An 18,968-nucleotide genomic window follows, 5' to 3' on the forward strand; every position below is an offset into this window, starting at 1 on the left:
CCCCTCCCCCGCTCGCGGGGGAGGTGGCCGGGCGGTCGCGCAACGAACCAGGGTCGGAGGGAGAGGTTTCGCCGATCGCGAACCTCCCCCATCATCACGTGTCTCGCTTCGCTGCGACCGCGCGAAGACGGAGCCAATTGCGCCTAGCCCGCCCGACACAACCGCCCTAAACCTCGCGCTCAACCCCACCGGATCCGTCTTGACCACATCCGCCGACAGTTCTGCGAAAAGCCCCGCCTGGGTCTGCGCCCCCGGGGTGCTGAAGGTTCCCTTCCTCGACGCCTTCCTGCCCGACTACGACCTGCGCCGCCTGCCCGGCGCCGAGGTTCAGGCCGTGCTCGGCTGGGGCATGAAGCCGACCGCCGCCGCCGGACGTCGCTGGGCCGAGAAGAACGGGCGGCCCTATGTGGCGCTGGAGGACGGCTTCCTCCGCTCGGTCGGGATCGGCGAGGCGGGGGCGGCCAGCCTCAGCCTGATCGTCGACGACCTGGGCGTCTATTATGACGCGACCCGGCCCAGCCGGCTGGAACAGCTGATCCGCACCGCCGACGACTGGTGCGACGCCGCCCTGACCGTGCGGGCGCGCGGCCTGATCGACCGGATCACAGCGTCCGGCGTGTCCAAGACCAATATGGGCGCGCCTCTGGACCCGACCGTCCTGAAGCCCGGCCGTCGCGTCCTGATCGTGGACCAGACCTTCGGCGACGCCTCCATCGGCTACGGCCTGGCCTCGCCGCAGAGTTTCGCGGACATGATGGCCGCCGCCCGCCGCGATGAGCCGGACGCCCAGTTGATCGTCAAACGCCACCCCGCCGTCGCTGCGGGCAGGAAACAGGGCTGCGTCACGGACCTGGCCGGCGCGACCCTGATCGACACCGACGTCCGGCCCGCCGACCTGCTCGCGGCGGTGGACGCGGTCTATTGCGTGACCTCGGCCCTGGGGTTCGAGGCCCTGCTGCGCGGTCTGCCGGTCCGCTGTTTCGGCGCCCCCTTCTATTCCGGCTGGGGTCTGACGACCGACGCCGTGGACACCGGCCGACGGGGCGGGGCGCGGACCATCGAACAGGTCGCCGCCGCCGCCCTGATCGCCTACCCCCGATACGTCGATCCGGTGACGGGCCGGCGATGCGAGGCCGAACAGGCGCTGGAGCGGCTGATCGCCCTGCGCGACCGGGCCGACCGTCTGGCCGGCGACTGGGCCGCCGTCGGCTTCGCCCCGGCCAAACGCCCGGCGGTGCGCCGCCTGTTGAACTCGCCCAAGGCGCGGCTGCGCTATTTCATGTCGCCGGGCCGCGCCGCCGACCATGCGCGGGCGACGAACGGCAGGCTGATCTGGTGGGCGGGCAAGGAGAGCGCGGCGACGCGCGAGGCGGCCGCAGCCTTCGGCGGCCCCACCGTGCGGATGGAGGACGGCTTCATCCGCTCGCGCGGCCTGGGGTCTGACTTCGTCGGCGCCCTGTCGGTCGCCCTGGACGACCAGGGCGTCTATTACGACCCGTCCCGTCCGTCGCGGCTGGAGACCCTGATCGAGGCCTCGGACCTGTCGCCCCCGGCCCTGGCCCGCGCCGCTCGGCTGCGGACCCGCGTGGTCGAGGCGGGCCTGTCCAAATACAATCTGAAAGGTCAGGCTCCGACCGACTGGCCCACAGATCGTGACATCCTTCTGGTCGTCGGCCAGGTCGAGAACGACAAGTCGATCCTGCTGGGCTGCGCGCCGGACCTGAACACCAACTCGGCCCTGGTCGAGGCGGCGCGGCGCGATCGTCCCGACGCCTTCCTGGTCTATCGCAACCACCCCGACGTCCTGGCGGGCAACCGGCCCGGTCGGCTGGACGCCTCGGCGATGTCCTCGGTCGACGCCAGCGCCGACGGTTTCGACATCATCGACTGTTTGAACGCCTGCCGCCGCGTCGCCACCCTGACCTCCCTGACCGGGTTCGAGGCCCTGATGCGGGGCAAGGCCGTGTCGGTCTATGGCCGGCCCTTCTACGCCGGCTGGGGCCTGACCGACGACCGGCTGACCTTCGAGCGCCGCAGCCGCCGCGCCACGGTCGACCACCTGATCCACGCCGCCCTGATCGCCTATCCCCTCTATGTCACGCCCGAGGGCTGGCCCTGCGAGGCCGAGGATCTGGTCGAGGCTCTGATCGCCGCCCGCGACCTGCCGACGCCCAAGGCGCCGCGCGGTCAGATCCAGCGTTGGGCCACGGGCGTCATCGCCAGTCTCGACCGGAGGCCGCCGCCGTCCTATTGAGGGGGTTCGTAAAGGAAACTTGCTTCCGTGAACTCAGCAGTCATCGCCGCCACCGGCCTCTTCACCCCCGAACAGTCCGTCTCGAACGAGGAACTGGTCGTCAGCTACAATGCCTGGGCCGATGGCTGGAACGCCCGCCACGCCGCCCAGATCGAGGCCGGCGAACTGGTCGCCAAGACCCATTCCTCGGCCGAGTTCATCGAGAAGGCGTCCGGCATCAAGAGCCGCTTCGTCCTCGACAAGGCCGGGGTGATCGACCCCGAGCGGATGGCCCCGAACCTGGCCGAACGCTCGAACGACGACCTGTCGATCCTGGCAGAGATGGCGGTCAAGGCCGCCCGCCAGGCCATCGAAGCCTGGGGCAAGCCGGTCAGCGAGATCGGCGCCGTCCTGTGCGCCGCCTCGAACATGCAGCGCCCCTATCCGGCCATGGCCATCGAGGTGCAGCAGGCCTTGGGCATCGAGGGCTTCGCCTTCGACATGAATGTGGCCTGTTCGTCGGCCACCTTCGGCATCAAGACCGCCGCCGACTTCATCGCCGCCGGTTCGGTCAAGGCCGTGCTGATGGTCAATCCGGAAGTCTGTTCGGCCCACCTGAACTTCACCGACCGCGACAGCCATTTCATCTTCGGCGACGTGGCCACGGCCGTGATCGTGGAATCGGCTGAGACTGCGGGGCCGGGCGGCTGGGACGTGCTGGGCACGCGGCTGAAGACGGTCTTCTCCAACAATATCCGCAATAATTTCGGCTTCCTGAACCGCAATGCGCGGGACACCGAACACCTGGACGCCCCGGTCGCCGACGACAGCGAGCAGAACGACAAGCTGTTCATCCAGCAGGGTCGCAAGGTCTTCAAGGACGTGGTGCCGATGGTCTCGGACATGATCGTCGACCACGCCGGCGACCTGGGGCTGGATCCGCACGGGCTGAAGCGGATGTGGCTGCACCAGGCCAACATCAACATGAACCAGCTGATCGGCAAGAAGGTGCTGGGGCGTGAGCCGGAGCCCGAGGAGAACGTCATCATCCTCGACGACTACGCCAACACCTCCTCGGCCGGATCGATCATCGCCTTCCACCTGCACAACGACGGCTTCGCACCCGGCGACGTGGGCCTGATCTGCAGCTTCGGCGCCGGCTATTCGGCCGGCACCGTCTTCGTCAAGAAGCGCGCTTAAGAAGCGGGCTTGCCCGTCTGCGGGTGAGCCTTCTTCCACTCCATCGCCCGGCGCACCCGGTTCTCGACGCTGGGGTGGTCGTAGAACAGGAACTCCTCGACGGCCGAGGGCGAGGGCGCCCGGTATTCGGCCGTCTTGACCAGGGCCTTGGCCAGACCGTCCGGCTCGTTGGCGTGAACCAGCGAGAAGTGGTCGGCGTCCTCCTCGATGGTCCGGGTCATGGTGGCGAACACCGGGGTCGCCAGGACGCCCAGGAAGGCCAGGACCAGGGCCAGCACGGGCAGGCCCGCCGGATCAGCGATGTCGCCCACCCGGTCCGCGCCCAGCAGCCGGCGGCCCAGCGGGAACAGCCGGTCCGTCAGCCAGAAGGCCAGGGCCGCCAGAACCACCAGTATGCCGACCATCCACAGCACGTGGGCGTGGACGTAGTGGCCCATCTCGTGCCCGACCACGCCGCGCACCTCGGCCAGATCCGCGCCCTTCTGGAACATGACGTCGCTCATCGCCACCCGCGCCGTGCCGAACAGGCCCGAGACGTTTGCGGTGTAGCGGTCGGACTGTTTCGACCCGTCGAAGATGAAGATCTTGTCCGACGGCGTACCGGTCTGTTCGGCCAGTGCGACGACGGCGTCGCGCACCGGGCCGTTGGGGGCGGGCGTATAGGTGTTGAAGATCGGCTCGATCAGAATGGGCGAGATCACCAGGCCGAGGACGATGAAGACCGCCGTCACCCCCGACGCCCAGGCCCACCAGAACCGCCGCGCCTTGCGGATCAGGGCGTAGATGGCGACCAGCAGCAGCGAGGTCATGACGACCGAGATCGCCGCCCCGATCAGACCCTCGACCAGCCAGCCGCCCAGGGCCTGGCTGGTCAGGCCGTAGGACTTCTCGCGCCACCAGCTTTCATAGACGGCCCATGGCAGGGTCAGGACCCAGCTCATCGCCGAATAGACCAGGGCCACGACGAAACTGACCAGCAGGGGCCGTTTGCGGCGACGCTCCATCCGGCTGCGGATCGCGACCAGCCAGTCGCTCCGCACGATGATCCAGGCGACCAGGGCCGAAACCAGGAAGGACCACAGGATCAGCCAGTGCGACCCTTGCGTATAGGCCACCGCCCGCGCGGTCTCCTGCGGCGACAAGGTCGCCAGCCACTGGGCGGTCGCGGCCGCCGGATCAAAATTGGTCATCAAGCTCTCCCTTGGGAGAACCAGAGCGCGCGACCTGCGTTATGTCAGGTTAATTCCCGTCCATGATGATTTTTGCGCAGTCACGCTTGAATCCGTCACAGGTTTTTGTCACGCATTTCAGTGTCGAGAACAGGGGAGTTCCCAGATGGCTCAGACTCCGAAACAGGTGCTGGAAGCCTTGGCTCAGGATATCGCCGCCGTGCTGAAGAGCATGGGCGGTTCGGCGCACCAGAATCTGGTCGTCGACTGCGTCGCGGCGATGAAGCGCCAGCGCGGCGAGGCCGTGAATCCCCCCGACCTGCGCCAGAAGATCATCGAGGCCTTCGAACAGTATCGCGACTGGTTCGTCCGCCCGTTCGGCGAAGGCTCGCAACGCTGGGCCCTGGCCGGCGACTTTGCCTAGTCCTGAAACCTGAACCTGCAGACATGAGAAAGGGCGCGCTCCTCGCCGAGCGCGCCCTTCTTCATTTCGGCGAGATCAGAAGCGACGGATGTAGCTGACCGAATAGGCATCCGCCTCGCCCGCATCGTCGCGGTAGTCGCGACGGGTCCAGTCGGCCCGCAGGCCATTCACGCCGTCGACGTAGTAGTTGGCGCCCACGCCATAGTTCCAGCTGTCCGCGCCGACGTCGGCATTGGCGCCTGCGATCTCCTGCTTCAGCTCGGTATGGCCGTAGCCGCCGCGCGCGAACAGTTCCAGCTTGTCCGAGACGGGGTATTTGCCGACCACGTAACCGGCGGCGTCCCACTCATGCTTGGTCGTACCGTCGACGCCGGCGACGGTGAAGTCGTCGTCCTTGACGCCCACCGAGGCCTCGGTCTCGACGGCCAGGTAACGATTGAGGTTCACGCCCAGACGACCGGTGACCGCGCCGGTCGTGGCGGCGTCGCCTTCAAGATGGGTATAGCCCAGCGAGCCGTAACCGCGCGGCTCGGCGTCTGTGACGGACGCGGTCGATTGGGCGAAGGCGGGGGCGGCCAGGGCCGACAGGGCGGCGGCGGCGATCAGAATCTTGCGCATGGTTGCATGCTCCTTGGTGGGCCGTCACGCGACGGCCGGGGATTGGAAATCGGAAGGGGGGCGGAGAGGCCGTGCGTCGGGCGCGGCCTCTCCTGTGCGTCCGGCTTAGAAGCGGCGGACGTAGCTGACCGAATAGACGTCGGCCTCGACGTCGCCGTCGGTGAAGTCGCGACGGGTCCAGTCGGCGCGGACGCCGTTCTGGGCGTCGAAATAATAGTTGGCGCCGGCGCCGTAGTTCCAGCTCTCGCCGTCGGCTTCTTCCTCGACGCCGGCCAGTTCGGCCTTGATCTTGGTCGTGCCGTAGCCGGCGCGGGCGAAGACGTCGAAGTTCGGGGTCACCGGATAGGTGCCGACCACATAGGCGGCGGCGTCGTATTGGTGCTCCAGCTTGCCGTCGACCCCGGCGACGGAGAAGTCGTCGTCCTTGACGCCGACCGAGGCCTCGCCTTCCACGCCGATATAGGGATTGAACTTGGTGCCGACGCGGCCGGTGATCGCGCCCAGATCGCCGTCGGAGTGGTCAAGTTGAGAATAGCCCAGCGTGCCGTAATAGCTCGGACCTTGCGTGGTTTGAGCAAAGGCGGGAGCGGCGATTGCGGAAACGGCGGCCGCAGCGAGAAGAATGTTACGCATTGTTTCTTAGAACTCCTAGATGCGACGACCTGAACAGATCATCGGCCCCATCCAGCGAGTGCTTAAATAGGTGGCGAAAACGGACGTTCCATAAGGATCCGAAACTGAACCTATGCTGTGCGCGGCAGGACACATACGGCGTTCCGCTAAAGGCGGCGGCAATGCGAACGAAAAAGGGCGGCCCTTGCGGACCGCCCTCTGATCGTCAAGCTGCGGACGGGATCACCGATCCTTTTCGCGCTCGATGTCCAGCGCGGCCTGGGCCGCCGCCAGACGGGCGATCGGCACGCGGTAGGGCGAGCAGGAGACATAATCCAGACCGGCCTTCTCGCAGAAGGCGATCGACGACGGGTCGCCGCCGTGTTCGCCGCAGATGCCCAGCTTGACCTCGGGACGGACCGCGCGGCCGCGCTCGGCCGCGATCTCGATCAGGCCGCCGACGCCGTCCTGGTCCAGGCGGACGAAGGGATCGGTCTCGAAGATGCCCTTGTCCAGATAGGCCTGCAGGAAGCGGCCCGAGTCGTCGCGGCTGATGCCGAACGTCGTCTGGGTCAGGTCGTTGGTGCCGAAGCTGAAGAACTGGGCGTATTCGGCCAGGTCCCCGGCGCGGATGGCGGCGCGGGGCAGTTCGATCATCGTGCCGACCAGATAGTCGACGCTGTCGCCGGCGTCGGCGAAGACGGCCTTGGCGGTGCGGTCGGTCAGTTCGCGGAGATATTTCATCTCCAGACCCAGGGCGACCAACGGGTGCATGATCTCGGGGATCGGCGCCTCGCCCGAGGTCTTCTTCACCTCAAGCGCGGCCTCCAGCACGGCCCGGACCTGCATCTCGTAGATCTCGGGATAGGCCACGCCCAGGCGGCAGCCGCGGTGGCCCAGCATGGGGTTGGTCTCGTGCAGTTCCTTGGCGCGGCGCTTCAGCTTCTCGGCGTCGATGCCCGAGGAGGCGGCCAGGGCGTCGATGTCCTCGTCCGTGTGCGGGATGAACTCGTGCAGCGGCGGGTCCAGCAGACGCACGGTCACCGGCAGGCCGGCCATGATCTCGAACAGTTCGACGAAGTCCGACTTCTGGAACGGGGCGATCTTGGCCAGGGCCGTGCGGCGGCCGGCCTCGTCGTCGGCCAGGATCATCTCGCGCACGGCGGCGATCCGGGTGTCGTCGAAGAACATATGCTCGGTGCGGCACAGGCCGATGCCCTCGGCGCCGAAGCCGCGCGCGGTCTTGGCGTCCAGCGGGGTCTCGGCGTTGGCGCGGACCTTCAGGCGGCGCACCTTGTCGGCCCAGCCCATCAGGGTCTGGAAGTCCCCGGTCAGCTCGGGCTCGATCATCGGCACGGCGCCGTCCAGCACCTCGCCCTTCGACCCGTCGATGGTGATGATCTCGCCGGTCGAGAAGGTGCGGCCGCGCGCGGTGAAGGTCCCCTTGGCCTCGTTGATGTGGATCTCGCCCACGCCGGAGACGCAGGCCCGGCCCATGCCGCGCGCCACGACGGCGGCGTGGCTGGTCATGCCGCCGCGAGCGGTGACGATGCCGCGAGCGGCGTGCATCCCGTGGATGTCCTCAGGGGACGTCTCTTCGCGGACCAGGATGACGGCTTCGCCCAGACCGGCCAGGCGCTCCGCCTCGTCGGCGTCGAAGACGATCTTGCCGGTGGCCGCGCCGGGCGAGGCCGGCAGGCCCTGGGCGATCACGGTGCGGTCGGCGTTCGGGTCCAGGGTCGGGTGCAGCAACTGGTCGAGCGCGGAGGGCTCGACGCGGCTGATGGCCTCTTCCTGGGAGATGACGCCCTCGGCGGCCAGATCCACGGCGACCTTCAGGGCCGATTTGGCGGTGCGCTTGCCGTTGCGGGTCTGCAGCATCCAGAGCCGGCCCTGTTCGACCGTGAACTCGATGTCCTGCATGTCGCGATAGTGGCTCTCCAGCTTGTTCACCACCTCGACGAACTGGCCGAAGACTTCCGGCATGGCCTCTTCCATCGAGGGAGCGGTCTCGCCCATCTCCTCGCGGCCGACCTTGGTCAGGGACTGCGGCGTGCGGATGCCGGCGACCACGTCCTCGCCCTGGGCGTTGATCAGGAACTCGCCGTACAGGCGGGCCTCGCCGGTCGAGGGGTTGCGGGTGAAGGCGACGCCGGTCGCCGAGGTTTCGCCCATATTGCCGAACACCATCGACTGGACGCTGACGGCCGTGCCCCAGCTTTCCGGGATGTCGTGCATCCGGCGATAGAATTTGGCCCGGTCGTTCATCCAGCTGGCGAAGACGGCGCCGATCGCGCCCCACAGCTGGTCCTTGGGATCCTGCGGGAAGGCGTGGCCCAGTTCGCGCTCGACCACGGCCTTGTAGTCGACGACCACCTTCTGCCAGTCGTCGGCGGTAAGGTCTGTGTCGACGGTGACGCCCAGACGGTCCTTGTGCTGGTCCAGCACCTCTTCGAAGTCGTCGTGGCTGAGGCCCAGCACCACATTCGAATACATGGTGATGAAGCGGCGGTAGGAGTCGAAGGCGAAGCGACGGTCGCCCGACAGCTTGGCCAGGCCCTCGACCGTGGCGTCGTTCAGACCCAGGTTCAGGACCGTGTCCATCATGCCCGGCATCGAGGCGCGGGCGCCCGAGCGCACCGAGACCAGCAGCGGGTTTTCGACATCGCCGAACACCTTGCCGACAATGCCCTCGACCTTTTCAAGCGCGGCCTTCACCTGGGCTTCCAGGTCGCCCGGATAGGTTTCGCCATTGCCGTAATAATGGGTGCAGACCTCGGTCGTGACGGTGAATCCGGGTGGGACAGGCAGTCCCAGCGAGGACATTTCCGCGAGGTTTGCGCCCTTGCCGCCGAGAAGGTTCTTCATCGACGCGTCGCCGTCGGCGGACCCGCCGCCGAAGCCGTACACCCACTGAGTCATCTGTAGCCCCTGAGCTTTTGGAAGGTTCGGCGGGTTGGCCCCGCTCGCACATGCAGCATGGTCTAGCGCGGCGAAACCGGCTTGGCCATGGCGGATGTAACAAAGCGTGAGCGGTAAACCGGTTTCCTCGGGGGCGGCTTTCGTCTGTGGACTGAAAACGGCGGTTTCCATGACGGACGTTTCCAAAATCGGGCTACCCGCCCCAGAAACAGGCCCTCTAGGGCATAAGACCGATCAACTCGCCGCCTCCCCCGCAAAGCGGGAAGGAGACGCACCAACCGTACGGTCTCCTCCCCATTTCATGGGGAGGTGGCTCGGAGCGCAGCGGAGAGACGGAGGGGCTCTTGACGCAGAATGACCCTTGCATCACCTATAAACTTCAGATTGTTGCAAAAACAACCAAAAGAATTCGTTGTCGGAGACTGAAATGGCGAAATCCGGCGCCGTTTCTCGCGCCCGAATCCTGCGGCGAGCCCTGACGCCGCCAGAGGCACGACTGTGGATTCGGCTACGCCGCCGCGCGCTGGGCGAGTTGAAATTCCGCCGCCAACACCCGGTCGGCGTCTATGTGCTGGATTTCTACTGCCCCGAAGCAAAACTGGCCGTCGAAATCGACGGCGAAAGCCACGCCGAACGCGCAGAGCATGACGCGCACCGGACGAGGTGGCTGGAAACGCGAGGGATCGCTGTAGTGCGGTTTACGGCCGAGGCGGTGCGGGTAAACTTGGACGCCGTGCTTGATTTCATAGCGCTGACGGCGCGGGACCGAGTTCGCGGCTAAGAGCCCCTCCACCGCTTCGCGGTCCCCCTCCCCGCAAGCGGGGAGGAGACGTATCCCGTACCCGTCTCCTCCCCATGCAATGGGGAGGCGGCTCGGAGCGCAGCGGAAAGACGGATGGGTTCTCCCCTACCCCGCGATCTGACCGAAGTCGGCGACCTGGCCCATCACGTCCCGCACCTGGCCCAGCAGTTTCAGGCGATTGTCGCGTTCCTCGGCCACGTCCGAGTTGACCAGAACGTCCTCGAAGAAGGCGTCCACCGGAGCGCGCAGGGCGGCGAGGGCCGTCATGGCGGCGGCGAAGTCCTCGGTGTCCAGCGCCGTCTCGACGGCCGTGCGGGCGGCGCCGACGGCGAAGGCCAGGACGGTCTCGGGCTCAGGCTGGTTCGGCAGGCCGGTCTGGACCATGCCGGTCGGGACCGGCCCCTTCTTCTCCTCGGCGCGCAGGATGTTGGACGCGCGCTTGTAGCCGGCCAGCAGATTGGCCCCGTCGTCCGTGGCCAGGAAGGCGGCCAGAGCCTCCACCCGACGCACGATGCGGACCAGATCGTCGTCGCCCAGGGCGAAGACGGCGGCGACGAGATCGTGGCGCTGGCCCTGATCGCGCAGGAGGACGGTCAGGCGGTCGGCCAAGAAGATAAGAAGTTCCGCCCATTCACCAGCTACAGCGACGTTGCTTTCACCAAATCGGCGCGGGAAATGCGCGCCGTGAGCCTCAATGATGTCACTGATTTTGATCCGGTAGCCGCCGGAAATGAGTAGCCGGATCACACCCAGCGCCGCGCGGCGCAGGGCGAACGGGTCCTTCGACCCCGTGGGCTTTTCGTCGATGGCGAAGAAGCCGACCAGGGTGTCCAGCTTGTCGGCCAGAGCCACTGCGACCGTGACCGGGGCGGTCGGGACGGTGTCGGCCGGGCCCTGCGGCTTGTAGTGGTCGCGCACGGCGTCGGCGACGGCGTCGGGATGACCGGCGAGACGCGCGTAATAGCCGCCCATGATCCCCTGCAGTTCCGGGAATTCGCTGACCATGCCCGACAGCAGATCAGCCTTGGACAGGCGCGCGGCCGTCTCGGCCTGATCGGCGTCGGCGCCGACCAGGGGCGCGATCTCGCGGGCAAGCGCCGCGATCCGCTCGACCCGCTCGGCCAGGGTGCCCAGTTTGGCGTGGAAGGTGACGCCGGACAGTTTGGCGTTCCAGGCGTCGAAGCCGACCTTCTGGTCCTCGTCCCAGAAGAAGCGGGCGTCGTTCAGGCGGGCGCTCAGCACGCGGCTGTTGCCGGCGGCCAGGGCCTCGCCGCCGTCGGTCGCCTCGACATTGGCGACGACCAGGAAGTTGGGGGCCAGCCCGTCCTTCAACGGATCGCGGACGGCGAAATACTTCTGGTGCACCTTCATCGACAGACGCACGACTTCCGGCGGCAGGGCCAGGAACTGCGGATCCATGTCGCCCAGGATCGGGGTCGGCCATTCGGCCAGACCCGCCACCTCGTCCAGCAGACCGTCGTCGTCGACCAGGACCAGCCCCTTGGCGGCGCAGGCGGCCTTGGCCTGTTCCAGAATGCGCAGCTTGCGGTCGGCCACGTCCAGCAGGACGAAATTCTTCTCCAACTGCGCGCGATAGCCGACGAAGTCGCTGACCCGCAGCGGCTGGCCGGAGCCCAGGAAACGGTGCCCCTCGGTGACGGCGTCGCTCTGGATCCCGTCGATCTCGAACGGCACCACCTTGTCGTCGAACAGGCACAGGATCCGCTTGATCGGACGCACCCAGCGCAGCGTGCCCGAACCCCAGCGCATCGACTTGGGCCAGGGGAAGGCGCGGACCACCTGATCCACCGTCTCGGCGACCAGATCGGCGGTGGCGCGGCCCTTGGACGACAGGACGGCGAACAGGACGCCGTCGCGCTCGACCAGTTGTTCGCGGGTCAGGCCGGTCTTGCGCAGGAAGCCTTCCAGCGCCTGTTCCGGGGCCGAGGCGCGCGGTCCCTTGACCTCTTCCTCGCGGTCGGGCGTGGCGGCGGGCAGGCCGTCGATCACCAGGGTCAGGCGGCGCGGACCGGCATAGGTGGTCAGGGCGTCCCAGGTCAGGCCGGCGGCCTTCAGACGGTCGGAGACCAGACGCTCCAGGTCGCGCGCGGCGCCCTGCTGCATCCGGGCGGGGATTTCTTCGGAGAAGATTTCGAGGAGGAGTTGGGGCATCAGGGTCTCAAATCTGTCCGCTCATCCCCGCGAAAGCGGGGACCCAGCGCTGTGGGCGCGCGACCGGCGCCGTAGGGGCTTTAACCGCAATCCCAGACATCGCGCCTCGCGACAGGACTGGGTCCCCGCTTTCGCGGGGATGAGCGGAATGGGAAATCATGCCTCGGCCCGTTCCCGCTCGACATAGGCGAGGGCGCAGGCTTTGCAGAGTTCGCGGATGCGGCCGATGTAGCTCTGGCGTTCCGCGACGGCGATGGCGCCGCGGGCGTCCATCAGGTTGAACAGGTGGCTGGCCTTCAGCACCTGGTCATAGGCCGGCAGGACCAGGGGCTGGCCCTGGGGTCCGGTCATGGCCAGCAGGCGCGTGACCTCGGACACCATGTCCTCGAACCGGCGCTTCAGCCCGTCGACGTCATAGCCGTGGAAATTGGCTTCCGACTGCTGGCGCTCGTTCTCCAGGAAGACCTCGCCATAGGTCAGCCCCTCCTTGGTGAACTTCAGGTCATAGACGTTGTCGACGCCCTGGACATACATGGCCAGACGCTCCAGCCCGTAGGTCAGTTCGCCCGAGACCACATCGACCTCGATGCCGCCGACGCCCTGGAAATAGGTGAACTGGGTCACCTCCATCCCGTCGCACCAGACCTCCCAGCCCAGGCCCCAGGCGCCCACGGTCGGGTTTTCCCAGTCGTCCTCGACAAAGCGGATGTCGTGCAGCTTGGGATCGATGCCGATTGCCGCCAGCGAGCCCAGATACAGCTCCTGCAGATTGTCCGGGTTCGGCTTCAGTATGACTTGATACTGATAATAGTGCTGCAGCCGGTTGGGGTTCTCGCCATAGCGGCCGTCGCCGGGGCGGCGGCTGGGCTGGACATAGGCGGCCTTCCACGGCTTGGAGCCGAGGGCGCGCAGCACGGTCGCGGGGTGGAGCGTCCCCGCCCCGACCTCGATGTCATAGGGCTGCAGTATGGCGCAGCCCTGCTCGCCCCAATAGCGATGGAGGGTCAGGATCAGGTCCTGAAACGCGAGCGGTTCAGTCGAGGTGGTCAAATCGGGCTCGGGAGGGACTGTAAAAAAGACGGCGGACCATAGGGCCCGCCGCCTTCCGCTTCAACACGCTCCAAGCAAGCGCGTGGATCGACCCGTATTATTGCGGGGTCGGAGGGGTTTCTTCAGCGGCGGCCTCGGCCGGATCGGTCGGGGCGACCGGCGGCGTGGCGGCCGGATCGACCTGGCCGTCGGTCGGATTGGCGACCGGGGGCGAGGCCGTGGTGGTGGTCGCCTCAGCCGGCTCGCCGGTCGGGGCGGTGTCGCCCGGCTCGGCCGGAGCGACCGTCTCGGTCGAGGCTTCGACGGGCGCGGCCTCTTCAGCCGGAGCCGCAGCCTCTTCGTCACCCATGGCGACCAGCGAGCTGGCCGGGTTCAGGACCTGGTCGATCGGGAAGACGGCGCCGTTCGAGGCGTCAAGCTCGGCGCTGACCACGCTGGCGTTATCGGCCTTGATGGCCTCGCCGGTGCCGTCCAGCAGGACCTGGCTCTCGGCGGCGGTCGGCACGCCGCCCTTGCGACCCTCGATCTGGTCAGGCGTCACATCGGCGACGATCACATGGTACAGCAGGATCTGGCGCAGCTCATCGGCGTTGGCCGGATCCATAAGACGGGTGCGCTCGGCTTCCGGCAGGGCGGCGAAGGCCGCATCGGTCGGAGCGAAGATCGAGATGGCCGGGCGGGTGGCCAGGGTCTCGGTCAGCTGGGCGGCGTCAAGCGCCGACAGAAGGGTGGTGAACTGGCCCGAAGACTTCAGCACGTCGATCACGGACTCGGCGGCGGCGGGCGTCGCGGCCTCGGCAGCCTGAGTCGGAACCGGAGCGGCCTCCTGGGCGACCGGGCCGGTCGTTTCCGGCGATGCGGGCATGGCCGGATCGGTAGCGGGCACTTCAGCCGGGGCTGGAGCGGTCGGCGGGGTCATTTCCTGAGCGAAGGCCGGGGCGGCCATCAGGGAGACGACGGCGGTGGCGGCAAGCAGCTTTGCGCGAAGCATTGGCGTTATCCTTTTTCCTGTTTGAGGATCGTGCCGGGGGAGGCGGCGATCCGTTCCAGTTGTCGGAACTGACCAATCAAATCGGAGACCGGGGAAGCGGTTCCGAAATTTTGAAACAAACTGTAACTTTTGTGATGATCAGGGCGAAACCTAGGCGGAACGGGCGTTTCACGGGGTGAATCGCCGGTATTCGGCCACAATGCTTGTCGGTTACTGAACGCCCAAGCTTGCCGATCTGACCCATGCCGTGGGTTGCAACAGCGCCAGATGGGCGGCGGCGGTCTGGGCGGCGGCGGTCGTGCGACACAGGCCAAAGACCGTGGCGCCCGATCCCGACATTCGCGTCAGGTCCACGCCGGGCGTCGCCGCCAGGGCGTCCAGAGCCGCGCCGATGGCGGGGGTCTGGGCCAGGGCGGGCGGTTGCAGATCGTTGCGCTGGGCCGCCAGCCAGTCGATCACACCGTCCACGCCCCAGTCGGCGGGCGGCGCGGGTCCGTCGTCCGTCCTGACCGGCCCGGCGTCATAGGCGCGATAGACGGCGCCGGTCGGGGACGGAACGCCGGGATTGAACAGGACGGCCGGCAGGGGCGGCAGGCGCGGCTCGTCGGTCAGAAGGTCTCCCCTGCCCTCTGCCCAGGCGGAGCGCATCCGCAGGCACATGGGACCGTCAGCGCCGATGACGGCCGCCACCGCCTCCAATTCCGCGTCGGCGATGTCGAGCGCCAGGACCTGGCGCGCCAGCTTCAGCGCCGCGCCGGCGTCGGACGAACCCCCGCCCAGACCGGCGGCGATGGGCAGGCGCTTGTCCAGCGTCACCTTCAGCGGCGGCTCGCCGGTTCCCGTCGCCTCGCCCAGGCGGCGCAGGGCGCGCAGGATCAGATTGTCGGGCTCTGCGTCCAGACCCGCGCCGAACGGTCCGGTCACCGTCAGAGACAGGCCGTCGGCGGGTTCGACCGTCACCACGTCGCCCACGTCGGCGAAGGCGACCAGGCTGGACAGGGGGTGATAGCCTTGGCTGTCGACCGGTCCGACATGCAGGAACAGATTGATCTTGGCCGGAGCCAGGGCCGTGAGCGTGGACATGGGCCTTATTGCGAAACGCCCTGGGCCGTTCCCGCACCGTCCAGCCCTTCGGCGATCTTGCGTTCGACCTCGGCCTTGCGCTCGGGTTCGGCGTCCAGGATCAAGACGCGGTTCCACAGCCAGACCGCCTCACGCTGGCGTCCGACCTTCCAATAGGCGTCGCCCAGGTGGTCGTTGATCTCGGCGTTGGCCGGTTCCTTGTCCACCGCCTCCTCCAGAGTGGCGACGGCGTTTTCGTAGTGTCCCTGCTTGAACTGGGCCCAGCCCAGCGAGTCCTGGATATTGCCGTTGTCGGGTTCGGCAGCGTGAGCCTGGGCCAGCAGCCCCGCGCCCTCGTCGATGCGCAGTCCCTTGTCGACCCAGAGATAGCCCAGATAGTTCAGGGTGTTGGCGTTGTTGGGATCGGCCTGATGCGCGGCCCACAGCTCGGCCTCGGCCTCGGGGATGCGGTTCAGAGATTCCAGAGCGGCGCCGCGCAGGAAGTGAATCTGCGCCCCCTGGTTCGGCGTGTTGAGCAGCGGGCCGTTCAACAACTCCAGAGCCTGGTCGTACTGTTTCAGCTGGATCAACTGACCGGCCATGACCAGGGCGATGCGCGGATCGGCCGGTTCGGCGGCGGCGGCGGCGCGCAGCTCTGTCAGGGCGGCCTCCGACTGGCCGTCCTCCTCCAGGCTGATGGCCAGCTGGGCGCGGGCGTTCGAATAGAGGACCGGATCCTCCGGCCCGACACGCGACAGGGCCGTGCGGGCGGCGGACTTCAGCCCGACGCGGTCCAGCACCTGGGCCAGCTGGATCTGGGTCGCTGCATCCTCATGCAGATTCTGGGCGAGGCGCAGATAGACCACGGCGAACTCATTGCCGCGTTCGGCCACGGCCTGGGCCGCCGCCGTGGTCAGGGCCTGGGCCGCGCCTTCTCGGAAATCGGGCGCCGCCGGCGCACGTCCTCCGGCCTGAAGCCGCTCCAGCGCGCGGGCGGTGGCCAGATCGACGGCCTGCCCCTGCACCGCGACCTGATAGACGGCCTGGGCCTCGGCCTTCTTGCCGCGCCGTTCCAGGAACTCGCCAAAGGGGCGGTGGAACAGGGCGCCGATGGTCGGCGTGTCGGACAGGGCCTTCAGCTCGCTTTCGGCCTCGGCGTAGTTGCGACGCTTCTCCAGCAGCAGGGCGCGGTTCTGCCGCGCGAACGCCAGGGTCAGGGGATCTCCCTGGGTCGGCGGCGCGCTCAGGGCGCGGGTCCAGTCCCCTGCCGCCGCCGCGATCCACGGCGCGACCATCAGGCCGGCGCGGGCATGGGGCGAGGCTATGGGGCGGTCGACCAGCGCTGCGTTGGCGGCGCGCGGGTCGCCGTGCACGAAGGTCTGGATCGCCGAAATCAAACGCCCGGCCTCGGTGAAGGCGGGCGAGGCGTCGGTGACGGGCGCAAGTCGAGCGGCGACATCAAGATCGCCGCTCAACAACGCGGAGGTGAAGGCCTGCTCGCGGACACGCGGCTGTTCCGGCGTCAGGCTGTTGGCCTGGGCCAGCCAGTCGGCGCCGCGCGCGGGCTCGCCGGTCATCAGGGCCACCTTGCCGGCCAGATACAGACCATAGGCGCTGCGTTCCTGGTCGTTCAGCGGGATCGGCGACCAGACCTCGGGAATGGCGGGCTCCGCCGGTTCGTCGGCGATGACGATATGGGGCGGAACGTCGTCGGCGACCGGCGCATCCTCGGCGGGGGCGCCGTCTTCGGGCTCATCCTGAACGGGGGCGGCGTCCGCCGGCGTGGCGTCGTGCGGCAGGACGACGGCGGGCGGCATGGCCCCGGGACCGTCCTGTGCGGGCGTGGTCGGCGTCGGGATTTGCTGGGCCGCAGCCTGCCCGGCCAAGGCCAGGGCGAGAACGGTCAGGGAGGCGGCGAACAGGCGCGTATGGGAGGCGATCATGCGCCGACCCTTCACGCTTTTCCGGAACGGGGCAAGGGGCGGATCGCCTCCCCTCGCCCCCTGTGCGGATCACATGTTCGGATAGTTCGGACCGCCGCCGCCCTCGGGCGTGGTCCAGACGATGTTCTGCGACGGATCCTTGATGTCGCAGGTTTTGCAGTGGACGCAGTTCTGGGCGTTGATGACGAAACGCGGGTCGGTCTTGGCGACCTCGTCCGCATAGACGACCTCGTAGACCCCCGCCGGGCAGTAGAGCCGGGCCGGTTCGCCGTATTTGGGCAGATTGACCCGGATCGGCTTGGTCGGGTCCAGCAGCTTCAGATGGGCCGGCTGGTCCTCGGCGTGGTTGGTGTTCGAGATGAAGACCGACGACAGCTTGTCGAACGACAGCTTCCCGTCCGGCTTCGGATAGGCGATCGGCTTGTGCTTGGCGGCCGGCTCGGTCGAGGCGGCGTCCGTCTTCTCGTGCTTCAGCGTCGGGATCGGAGACCAGCCGCCCAGCAGGGTGCGACACCACATGTCGAACATGCCCAGCGCCCCGCCCAGGGTGGTGCCGAACTTGGACAGCAGGGGCTTGGCGTTCCTGACGACCGACAGCTCCTTGAACACCCAGCTCTTCTCGAAGGCCGTCTGGTACTCGACCAGTTCGTCGCCCTCGCGCCCGGCCTGGACCGCCTCATAGGCGGCGTCGGCGGCCAGCATCCCGGTCTTCATCGCATTGTGGCTGCCCTTGATGCGGGGCACGTTCACGAAGCCGGCCGAACAGCCGATCAAAGCGCCACCGGGGAAGCTGAGCTTCGGGATCGACTGCAGACCGCCCTCGGTGATGGCGCGCGCGCCGTAGGAGATGCGCGTGCCGCCTTCCAGATGCGGGGCGATGGACGGGTGGTGCTTGAACCGCTGGAACTCGTCGAACGGAGACAGGAAGGGGTTCTTGTAGTTCAGGTGGACCACATAGCCGACGGCCACATAGCGGTCGCCGAAATGATACAGGAAGCTGCCGCCGCCGGTGTGTTCGTCCAGCGGCCAGCCGGTCGAATGCTGGGCCAGGCCGGGCTGGTGCTGTTCGGCCGGCACCTGCCACAACTCCTTCAGGCCGATGCCGTATTTCTGCGGCGACTTGCCGTCCTGCAGCCTGTGGCGGGCGATGATGGTCTTGGCCAGCGAGCCGCGCACGCCCTCGGCGATGAAGACATATTTGCCGTGCAGTTCGATGCCCGGCTGAAAGTCGCCGGTCGGCTGGCCCTCGCGGTCGACGCCGAAGACGCCGGCGACCACGCCCTTCACTCGACCCGTCTCTTCTTCCCAGACGACGTGGCTGGCGGCCATGCCGGGATAGACCTCGACGCCCAGAGCCTCGGCCTGTTCGCCTAGCCAACGGGTCACATTGCCCAACGAGGCGATGTAGCAGCCGTCGTTATGCATGAAGGGCGGCATCAGCCCCATCGGCAGCGACGCCTCGCCCTGCGGGCCCAGCAGCAGGAACTTGTCCTTGGTGACCGGCGTCTCCAGCGGCGCGCCACGTTCCTTCCAGTCCGGAAACAGCTCGTTCAGCGCCTTGGGATCGATCACCGCGCCGGACAGGATGTGCCCCCCGACCTCGGCGCCCTTCTCCAGAACCGCGACATTGATCTCGGTCCCGTCCTTCTCCGCCCTCTGCTTCAGCCGGATCGCCGCCGACAGGCCCGCAGGACCGCCGCCGACGATGACGACGTCGTACTCCATGATCTCACGCTCGACGCCCTGCAGCGCTTCTAGCGGCGGCAGATT

General features: G+C 67.7%; 14 protein-coding genes. 4 read left to right on the forward strand and 10 right to left on the reverse strand.

All coding sequences use genetic code 11. From position 1 onward, the window contains the following. Positions 1-199 precede the first annotated feature (199 nt). Both ACIQ1T_RS12875 and ACIQ1T_RS12880 read left to right on the forward strand, forming a co-directional pair. Positions 200-2,254, forward strand: coding sequence for a capsular polysaccharide biosynthesis protein (locus ACIQ1T_RS12875; RefSeq protein ID WP_395944953.1), 2,055 nt, complete (start codon positions 200-202; stop codon positions 2,252-2,254). Between the two features lie 27 nt (positions 2,255-2,281). Continuing rightward, positions 2,282-3,433: a beta-ketoacyl-ACP synthase III gene (locus ACIQ1T_RS12880; RefSeq protein WP_395944954.1), complete on the forward strand. Its 1,152-nt coding sequence runs from the start codon at positions 2,282-2,284 to the stop codon at positions 3,431-3,433. On the opposite strand, the gene ACIQ1T_RS12885 is transcribed toward ACIQ1T_RS12880, so the two are convergent. Continuing rightward, positions 3,430-4,623 carry a M48 family metallopeptidase gene (locus ACIQ1T_RS12885; RefSeq protein WP_395944955.1) on the reverse strand — a complete coding sequence of 398 codons (1,194 nt, stop codon included), beginning with the start codon at positions 4,621-4,623 and terminating at the stop codon, positions 3,430-3,432. The two genes, ACIQ1T_RS12880 and ACIQ1T_RS12885, sit on opposite strands and share 4 nt — an antisense overlap. Positions 4,624-4,768: 145 nt before the next feature. Here ACIQ1T_RS12885 and ACIQ1T_RS12890 point away from each other — a divergent pair, with 145 nt between their 5' ends. After that, positions 4,769-5,026: a hypothetical protein gene (locus tag ACIQ1T_RS12890; RefSeq protein WP_395944956.1), complete on the forward strand. Its 258-nt coding sequence runs from the start codon at positions 4,769-4,771 to the stop codon at positions 5,024-5,026. 75 nt (positions 5,027-5,101) lie between these two features. Here the strand turns inward: ACIQ1T_RS12890 and ACIQ1T_RS12895 are convergent, their stop codons facing one another. From ACIQ1T_RS12895 to ppdK, 3 genes are all read right to left on the reverse strand, one after another. Then, complete coding sequence (locus tag ACIQ1T_RS12895) at positions 5,102-5,644, reverse strand: porin family protein (protein WP_395944957.1); 543 nt, start codon at positions 5,642-5,644, stop codon at positions 5,102-5,104. A gap of 105 nt (positions 5,645-5,749) precedes the next feature. After that, a complete protein-coding gene (locus ACIQ1T_RS12900) occupies positions 5,750-6,277 on the reverse strand; it encodes a porin family protein (RefSeq protein WP_395944958.1) in 528 nt (175 codons plus the stop codon). A gap of 222 nt (positions 6,278-6,499) precedes the next feature. Beyond that, positions 6,500-9,178 carry a pyruvate, phosphate dikinase gene (gene ppdK / locus ACIQ1T_RS12905; RefSeq protein WP_395944960.1) on the reverse strand — a complete coding sequence of 893 codons (2,679 nt, stop codon included), beginning with the start codon at positions 9,176-9,178 and terminating at the stop codon, positions 6,500-6,502. A gap of 427 nt (positions 9,179-9,605) precedes the next feature. Here ppdK and ACIQ1T_RS12910 point away from each other — a divergent pair, with 427 nt between their 5' ends. Continuing rightward, positions 9,606-9,959 carry an endonuclease domain-containing protein gene (locus ACIQ1T_RS12910; protein WP_395944961.1) on the forward strand — a complete coding sequence of 118 codons (354 nt, stop codon included), beginning with the start codon at positions 9,606-9,608 and terminating at the stop codon, positions 9,957-9,959. 126 nt (positions 9,960-10,085) lie between these two features. On the opposite strand, the gene glyS is transcribed toward ACIQ1T_RS12910, so the two are convergent. From glyS to ACIQ1T_RS12940, 6 genes are all read right to left on the reverse strand, one after another. Continuing rightward, positions 10,086-12,152 (reverse strand): glycine--tRNA ligase subunit beta, encoded by a 2,067-nt coding sequence (glyS, locus tag ACIQ1T_RS12915; RefSeq protein ID WP_395944962.1) that lies wholly within the window; start codon positions 12,150-12,152, stop codon positions 10,086-10,088. A gap of 156 nt (positions 12,153-12,308) precedes the next feature. After that, a complete protein-coding gene (locus tag ACIQ1T_RS12920) occupies positions 12,309-13,202 on the reverse strand; it encodes a glycine--tRNA ligase subunit alpha (RefSeq protein WP_395944963.1) in 894 nt (297 codons plus the stop codon). A gap of 97 nt (positions 13,203-13,299) precedes the next feature. Further along, the gene (locus ACIQ1T_RS12925; RefSeq protein WP_395944964.1) at positions 13,300-14,193 is read right to left on the reverse strand and encodes a fasciclin domain-containing protein; all 894 of its coding nucleotides are present in this window, start codon (positions 14,191-14,193) and stop codon (positions 13,300-13,302) included. A 210-nt stretch (positions 14,194-14,403) separates the two neighbouring features. Then, complete coding sequence (locus tag ACIQ1T_RS12930) at positions 14,404-15,276, reverse strand: 4-(cytidine 5'-diphospho)-2-C-methyl-D-erythritol kinase (protein WP_395944965.1); 873 nt, start codon at positions 15,274-15,276, stop codon at positions 14,404-14,406. A gap of 5 nt (positions 15,277-15,281) precedes the next feature. Beyond that, entirely contained in the window at positions 15,282-17,198 is a 1,917-nt protein-coding gene (locus ACIQ1T_RS12935; RefSeq protein WP_395944966.1) for a tetratricopeptide repeat protein, read from the reverse strand. Positions 17,199-17,267: 69 nt separating this feature from the next. Next, on the reverse strand, positions 17,268-18,923 hold the full coding sequence (locus tag ACIQ1T_RS12940; protein ID WP_395945033.1) for an electron transfer flavoprotein-ubiquinone oxidoreductase: 1,656 nt from the start codon (positions 18,921-18,923) through the stop codon (positions 17,268-17,270). Positions 18,924-18,968 lie beyond the last annotated feature (45 nt).

This window comes from Brevundimonas sp., from assembly GCF_044336875.1.
Classification (GTDB): Bacteria; Pseudomonadota; Alphaproteobacteria; order Caulobacterales; family Caulobacteraceae; genus Brevundimonas.